The organism is Acetobacteroides hydrogenigenes (assembly GCF_004340205.1).
Lineage (GTDB): Bacteria > Bacteroidota > Bacteroidia > Bacteroidales > ZOR0009 > Acetobacteroides > Acetobacteroides hydrogenigenes.
The window spans coordinates 20521-28647 of the sequence record NZ_SLWB01000025.1 but is presented as its reverse complement, the minus strand read 5'-3'; the positions used below and the strand labels follow the sequence as shown (position 1 = coordinate 28647).

Genomic DNA, 8127 nt, shown 5'->3' with positions numbered 1-8127 from the left:
CTCAGAAGTTTTTCAACCACTTCCAGTCCAATGGCTGGCGGGTTGGCGGCAAAACCCCGATGCGCGATTGGATGGCAGCTGCCAGTAACTGGATGATTAACAGCGCAAACTTCGCTAAAGCTCCAGTACAGCAAGTCTTAAACCTTAACCCTCCAAAATCATACAATGATCCATTATAGTACGCCCATAAAGTTCCTTTTTAACAGAGGCAAAAATGCTCCGTTAATGAGGCAGATATGCTCCATTAACGAGGCAAATATGCTCCACTATCGAGGCATATATGCTCCGTTAACGAGGCAAATATGCTCCAATTAAAAATTTCAAACAGCTAATCATGAAGAAGATAAAGTCTACTGAGGCATTTATGCCTCGATTGACCACTACTATATATATATTATTATATAGTATAAGTATTATTATATATTATTTGTTTGTAGTGTTTTTGCCCGGTTCGTACACCTTTGTTTCAAACAATCCTGTAACAACAACTCAATCTCAGCCACTACCAACTTTGGCACTTTCACTATTCCCCACTCACTACTCCCTTTTCCCAAATTTTTCATCTTTCATCCTTTCATTTTTCATCTCTCAGCCATGAACCTCACCGAAACCTTCCAATTCCTGGAGTCTCGTGGCAAGGCCACCCTCAACCCCAGCTTCAAAATCTACCAGGAGGACCACGAGCTAATCCTAAAGCTGCTGGCCTACTTCACCAACAACCTGCAGGCATGCCAGAAGTACGCTATTTCGCAACGTAAGGGGCTAATGCTATCCGGTCCTGTCGGATGTGGAAAAACCAGCCTTATGAGGCTTTTCAACACCCTTCTGCTACCCCAATACAAGTACCAGGTGAAGCCCTGCCGCGATATCAGCTTCGAGTTCAACCGCGATGGCTACTCGATGATCCACAAGTACAGCACCAACTCCTACAGCCGAGGCCAGCACAAGATCTACTGCTTCGACGATTTAGGCACCGAGAACCACCTCAAGTTCTACGGCGTAGAGTGCAACGTCATGGCCGAAATCCTGCTATCCCGTTACGACCAGTTCACACTACATGGTCTCCAAACTCACATCACTACCAACCTTACCAGCATGGACATCGAGGAGCAGTATGGCAAGCGTGTTCGCTCACGCATGAGGGAAATGTTTAACTTATTGGCGTTTGATGTAGAATCAAGAGATAAAAGAATTTAATTGCAGTTGACAATAAAGCTTTTAAATAGTATTTAATTATAAAATGTCAACAAATTATTTCTTTTACTATTTTTACTGAATGCTCGATTACTATAATCTTCACTAACTGTAATGGCCACAAATAGAAATGCAATCATTCGATATCAGGCTCTCGACAAATGCTTTCGCAATCCTGGTCGAAGATATTACATCGAAGATCTTATTGATGCATGCAATCAAGCCATTTATGAATTTTCTGGCATTGAGAATGGTGTAAAACGCCGTAAGGTTCTATGTGATATACGTTTCATGGAAAGTAGTCAGGGGTGGGATATCCCTCTCGTACGTATCAGAGACGGTCACAGAGTCTATTTTAGATACGATGATATAAACTTTTCAATTAATAACCAACCCCTAAACGAAACAGAAGAGAAACATCTCAAGGAGGCAATTCTTACCCTTTCTAGATTTAAAGGATTGCCCCAGTTCGAGTGGATAAATGAAATATCTACCCGTTTAGATGCAAGTATAGGCTCTTCTAAAAGCTCAGTCCAAATCATAGAATTTGAGCAGAACGACTATCTCAAAGGGCTCGAAAATATTACTCCAATATACAATGCCATAGCCTACAAGAAGGCGCTAAAGGTATCCTACAGGAGTTTCAAAAACGACAATCCACAAACAATTACTTTTCACCCTTACTACCTAAAACAGTACAAGAATCGTTGGTTTGCATTTGGTCTTAACGGTGAATTAAATCTTCTGGCTAATCTCGCCTTAGATCGTATTTTAGTCCTTGAAGAAATAAATACACCATTTATCCCTAACACCGAAATTGACTTCAGTGAGTATTTCGACGATGTTATAGGGGTTACCGTTCACAACGAACAAGTTCCGGAAATAATACGGCTAAAGGTGAGCAATATCCTTTATCCGTATATTAAAACTAAGCCCTTGCATGGCTCCCAAAAAGAAAAGTCAAAGGAGGACGAATTTACTCACATCGAACTTAAGTTAATTCCAAACTACGAGTTGGAATCCCTCATACTCTCCTATGGTGAGGGTGTTGAGGTTGTTTCACCCGATAGTCTCCGTACTAAAATCCAAAGCAGACTAGAACAGACCATAAAAAATTATCAATAAACAATGCAGTTTCCCTGCATAATTGTATAACACCTTTGCTTTATGAACAGTATATCATTCCAAAATTTTCGACGCTTCATCAACTTCCCAACACTCGAATATGGTGGTATTACCATGCTGGTTGGTAAAAACAACTCAGGTAAGTCAACAATGGTAAAGGCTCTTCTACTTATTCACGACTTTCTAAAATCAAAATCAATCGAAAGTTTTACATTTGGAAATAGTGTTATAGAGGATGCCAATATCGTCACATTCAAAAGGGCTCTAAATAATAGTGCCAAAATCAATAAAGAAGAATATATCATTTTTACCAATCGCATAGGACAATTTGAAGTTGACGTTCTTATTACAGGCGAAGATGATAAAACAAATGCAGAAATTATCAAGTTTGTTATCAGAGATTTATTTAATGGATTTCAGTTTGTTATCGAGCCAAAGAAGTCATCAGTTATATTTATCAATAAACCTATCGATAATAGCAGAGATGAAGAGAGTATTTTAACCAATATAGAAAGCAAAATAGCGGAATTAACAGAGATAATCGAGCATAGCGAACTAAAAAAATCGAGCAAAGAGTATATCGAACTTATAGACACTCGTTCTATGTTCATTAAGAAGAAGGACGAACTTCTCAAGAGGTTGGATATTTGTGAAACTAGTGATTCAGAGGAGGTCGAGGATGGTGATTCAATTATTGATGAAGATTTTAGCAATGACTTTATTCTGGCTTCGTTTTTTTCTAACGTAAAAGATTTAAATAAAATTCTTGACGAAGCTATTGTTGAAATAATAAATAATCAATACAAACCGGAATTTATAAAAAGTCAAGAAAAGACTTTGGTTTCTACAATATTTGCTGATTTAAGAGCATTTTATCATGCTGAGAAAAAAGTTAGAGATGCTATAAAAGCATACAACCAAACAATCGACAACCTAGCTCTAGTATACCTTGGCGCCAACCCCGCCAAGCAATCAGCCCTCTTTGCCATTAGGGATAAAAACAACGCGCTTGCTCAAGCTATTCATGAGTACAAGCAGCTAAACATCGATAAGGACAAAGGCAAGGATGCCTACAAATTCATCGAAAAGTGGATGAAACTGTTTGAGGTGGGCGACTCCTTCACTGCCGAACTACATGCTGGCGAAGCCTACGAGGTATTAGTGTCAGATAAAAACTCACAAATAGCCTTAGCCGATAAGGGCATGGGTTCCATTCAAGCCATGCTGCTTATTGTTCGTCTAGGTTGCATTATCGCTAAGGCTCAGAAATTCAAGAAAGATTATACAGTTTTAATTGAGGAACCTGAATTAAATTTACATCCAAAACTTCAGAGTCTTCTTTCTGAACTTTTCTATGAAGTTTACGACAAGTATAATATTAAGTTGATTATTGAAACCCACTCAGAATACTTAACTCGTAAATCTCAAGTAATTGTAGCTGAAAACGATTTAGAAGTATCTCCTAATATAAACCCTTTCAACCTATTCTATTTTCCCGAAGAAGGTAATCCTTATAAGATTGGATATAATTCTGACGGCTCAATATCTCCGAATTTTGGGAGTGGATTTTATGATGAAGCATCATTACGTACATTAGAACTAATGAAAATTAAAAGACAAAGAAATAACTAATGTTCACCATATTCGCCGAAAAGGAAATCTTTGAAAATATTGTTATTTTCAACGAAGACTCACCAAATTGGTTCAAGATTTTCTGCAATCATGCAGATATATGTCTTAATATTACAGATCAAGAACTTGATGCTGAGATTGATGCTGAAACTCCAATTTCGATATTTGTAAATCTAACAGGAGGTAAAAGACCAATAGCTCTAAAACCATTTTTTGACAGTATATATGATGATAATTCAATAATCAAAGAAAAACCAAGGTCTGCATTCTTTTTAAACTATGATACTATTACGACTGAATCATTGCAAAAAAACTATGGTGTAATTGTTCAAAGTGCCCAAAATATTGAAGATAACATATTAAAAGGAACATATTACAGAGATCTTCCAAAAGATAAAATATTCGAAGATCATAAAAATAAAGGATGGAAAAATTTAGTAAGTATTCCACTTCCTCCCTCAAATGCTCTAGTAATTACAGATGATTTTCTATTTGCAGATGAAGAAAGAGGAGAAACTGTTGGTAAATCAAATTTAATACAATTAGTTGATGCTTTTTTACCACCAACTCTAAAAATAGATTTTCACCTTACTGTATTTGCAAATGACAATAATAAATCACAGGAATGGTGTGAAAAATTAACAAGTGAATTACAGTCTGCTATTTCTTCCTTAAGACCATATTCAATTATTTTTGAGGTTGTTTTTACAAAAACCATTCATAAAAGAAGGTTAATGCTAAATTACATCAACTCAGTCTGCGATAAAGGATTTGCAGTATTTAAAGTAAAAGACAATAAAACAGTAAGAAGCAAAAATGATTTTAGATGCGATAGAATTTTTAATAGGATAGAGCCACACGAAGGTGATACTGACTTTATATCTATTGAATCTGATTTAATAGATTTAAAATCTAACTACCGTTCAATTGCTGCATATATTAACAATCGAGGTGCAACTCAAAATTTCAGAATTCTCGGAAATTATAACAATGATATGTCGTTAATAAACAGGCTTTTAAATGACGTATAAAAGTATATTTCTAAATTTCCCATAACAGTGCACGTCTAGTGCACTATTAAGTGTTTACTTTGTACCACAATCCAAAACGACAAATCCAAAACCAATGAGCAATAACAAGGTGGACGTAAAGTTCATTTTCGAGATAACCGATAAGGTACTCTGGAATACCTTCAAAAAGAACGAGATTGGCGACGTGCTCCTCCCTTTCGTTGTTATCCGTCGCCTCGACTGTATCCTCGCCCCTGTAAACGAAAAGGTACGCAAGGCCTATATCGACTTTAAGGATAAGGTACCCGAGGATAAACTCGACCCAATCCTTCGCAAGGCTGCTGGTGGTTTACAGTTCTATAACACGTCGAGGCACACCCTCGAAAGCCTTAAGGAGAATACTAAAACCATCGAAATTGACTTCAACAACTACCTCAACGGGTTCAACCAAGAGGTGAAGGATATCATCGAGAACTTCCAGTTCGAAAAGATTATCGGTCGTCTTATCAAGAACAAGCTGCTCTACCAGATGATAGATGCCATCTGTAAGGTCGACCTCAGCCCCGAAACGGTTGATAACCACTCAATGGGATACATCTTCGAGGAGTTGATTCGTATCTCCAACGAGCAGAGCAATGAAACCGCAGGGGAGCACTTTACCCCCCGCGATGTTATCGACCTCATGGTACGCGTTGTTTTCAGCACCGAAAAGGAGAAGCTCTCGCAACCCGGAACCATACGTACCATCTACGACCCAGCGATGGGGACAGGGGGTATGATAAATCTCGCTAAAAACTATGTGCTCGATGTGCTTTGCGCCGATACAGACACCAAGCCCATTCTAAAAACGTTTGGACAGGAGATTAACGAGCAATCCTATGCCATCGCAAAATCCGAGGCGCTTATCACCGGCGAGAATGTCGACAATATCCGCCATGGCAACTCCTTTACCCAAGATAGGTTTACGGGTAAGCACTTCCACTACCAGTTTGCCAACCCACCCTATGGGGTAACATGGGCTAAGGATGCCAAGTTTATCCAAAACGAAAGCGCCAACCCTGCCGGTCGCTTCTATGCGGGACTACCTCGCACCAGCGATGGTCAGCTGCTGTTCGTTCAGCACATGGTGAGCAAGATGGAGCGCGAGGGCGGTAAAATTGCGGTTGTCACTAATGGTTCACCCCTCTTTACGGGCGATGCAGGTAGCGGCGAGAGCGAAATCCGCAAATGGATTATCAAGAACGACTGGCTCGACTGTATCATAGCCCTACCTAAAGACCTCTTCTACAACACGGGTATCAACACCTACATCTGGTTTCTGGATAATAACAAGCCTGCCCACCGTCGCGGCAAGGTGCAGCTCATCAATGCCAACGTTCCTGAGGATAAGGAGAATAAAATCGTTGGCTTCTGCCGCCCCGAAAAGCGTAGCCTTGGCAACAAGCGCAACAAAATTGAGGATTTCCACATCGACGAAATCGTAAGGATTTACAACGCCTACGAGCAAGGTCCCTACTGCAAAATCTTCGATAACGACTTCTTTGGCTTCTACCAAATAACCATCGAGCAGCCCGAGTACGACAGCAAGGGGAAAAAGGTGAAAGACCGCAGCGGCAACCTTAAACCCGACAGCAAGAAGCGCGATAGGGAAAACATCCCCATGAACGTAGATATCGAGGAGTACTTCGCCACCGAGGTGCTGCCCCATGTGCCCGATGCCTGGATCGACTTCACCAAAACCCGTATTGGCTATGAGGTAAACTTTACCAAGTACTTCTACGAGTACAAGAGCCTGCGCCCATCTTCCAAAATTAAGGCCGAAATCGAAGCCCTCGAGTTTGGTACCCCAAACCAAAAGGGCATTACCCAACTGCTAAAGGAGCTGCTAGGATAATGAAGCCATACGAAAAATATAAGAACAGCGGGATTGAGTGGTTAGGTGAAATACCTGAGCATTGGCGACCTATAAAACTTAAATTCAACTCTACGACAAAATTTAGTAGTGTTGATAGGCATGAATTTGAAGATGAACTGTCAGTCTCAATTTGTCATTACCCTGATGCTTATAATAATCAAAAAATTAACAAAAGTTCAAAACTCAGCAAAGGAACTTGTAATGCTAAAGAATTTGAAAACTATTCATTAGCAAAGGGTCAAGTTATTATTACGAAAGATTCAGAGAGTGCAAACGATATTGGCATTCCTACATTTATTGAGGAGGATATTCCTAACTCAGTTTGTGGATATCATTTAGCTATTATAGAATCAGATTCTAACAAACTAATATCTAATTTCTTATTCAGATTTATTCAGTCATCTCAAGTTAAAGCTTATTTCGAAACTAATTCAAATGGCGTTACACGCTTTGGATTAGGAAAATCAACAATAGAGTGTCTAACAGTTCCACATCCTCCAATCCATGAACAAACCCAAATAGCCAAATACCTCGACCACCAAACCTCCATTATCGACGAGCTTATTGCCCAAAAGGAGCAGCTCATAACACTCCTTAAGCAAAAGCGCCAGACCGTTATTAACGAGGCCGTTACCAAAGGGCTCAACCCTAACGCAAAAATGAAGGATAGCGGCATTGAGTGGCTGGGGCAGGTGCCAGAAAATTGGAAACTTGTTAAATTTAAATACATAGCCAAAATTCGTAATGGTAAAGACCAAAAACCAGTTGAAATTGAAGAAGGTGGATACCCCGTTTTAGGTACAGGGGGCGAATTTGGGCGTGCTTCTGAATATCTTTATGACAAACCTTCAGTTTTATTAGGAAGAAAAGGTACTATTGACAAACCTCAATATGTTGAAGAACCATTTTGGACTGTAGATACATTATTTTATACTGAAATAAGAGAGAATTGTATTCCTTTGTTTGTTTTCTATTTATGCCAGCAGATTCCCTTTCAACTGCTTCAAGAGAGTAGTGCTGTACCTAGTATGACTCAAGACAATTTGAACAATGTTTTTCTATGCAAACCATCACTTGAAGAACAAAATGAAATATGCTCATACCTACAAAAGAAAACAAATGATTTCGATATCCTAATTGAAAAATCGACTAAACAAATTGAAAACCTCAAAGAATACCGCCAATCCCTAATCTCAGAGGCAGTAACAGGCAAGATTGATTTAAGAGATTGGCAACCTAACGAGTAGAAGC

The 8127-nt window shown here is 39.2% G+C and carries 6 protein-coding genes; all 6 read left to right on the top strand.

Annotated features, from left to right (window positions below):
- Positions 1-594 precede the first annotated feature (594 nt).
- Complete coding sequence (locus CLV25_RS15750; RefSeq protein WP_131840629.1) at positions 595-1197, top strand: P-loop NTPase family protein; 603 nt, start codon at positions 595-597, stop codon at positions 1195-1197.
- Between the two features lie 111 nt (positions 1198-1308).
- Positions 1309-2319 carry a helix-turn-helix transcriptional regulator gene (locus tag CLV25_RS15745; protein WP_131840628.1) on the top strand — a complete coding sequence of 337 codons (1011 nt, stop codon included), beginning with the start codon at positions 1309-1311 and terminating at the stop codon, positions 2317-2319.
- A gap of 42 nt (positions 2320-2361) precedes the next feature.
- A complete protein-coding gene (locus tag CLV25_RS15740) occupies positions 2362-3951 on the top strand; it encodes an AAA family ATPase (RefSeq protein WP_131840627.1) in 1590 nt (529 codons plus the stop codon).
- On the top strand, positions 3951-4982 hold the full coding sequence (locus CLV25_RS15735; RefSeq protein ID WP_131840626.1) for a hypothetical protein: 1032 nt from the start codon (positions 3951-3953) through the stop codon (positions 4980-4982). The genes CLV25_RS15740 and CLV25_RS15735 overlap by 1 nt, the downstream gene beginning before the upstream one ends.
- A 94-nt stretch (positions 4983-5076) precedes the next feature.
- Positions 5077-6855 (top strand): type I restriction-modification system subunit M, encoded by a 1779-nt coding sequence (locus tag CLV25_RS15730; protein ID WP_131840625.1) that lies wholly within the window; start codon positions 5077-5079, stop codon positions 6853-6855.
- Positions 6855-8123: a restriction endonuclease subunit S gene (locus CLV25_RS15725; RefSeq protein ID WP_131840624.1), complete on the top strand. Its 1269-nt coding sequence runs from the start codon at positions 6855-6857 to the stop codon at positions 8121-8123. Before CLV25_RS15730 ends, CLV25_RS15725 begins: the two co-directional genes overlap by 1 nt.
- Positions 8124-8127: the final 4 nt, after the last annotated feature.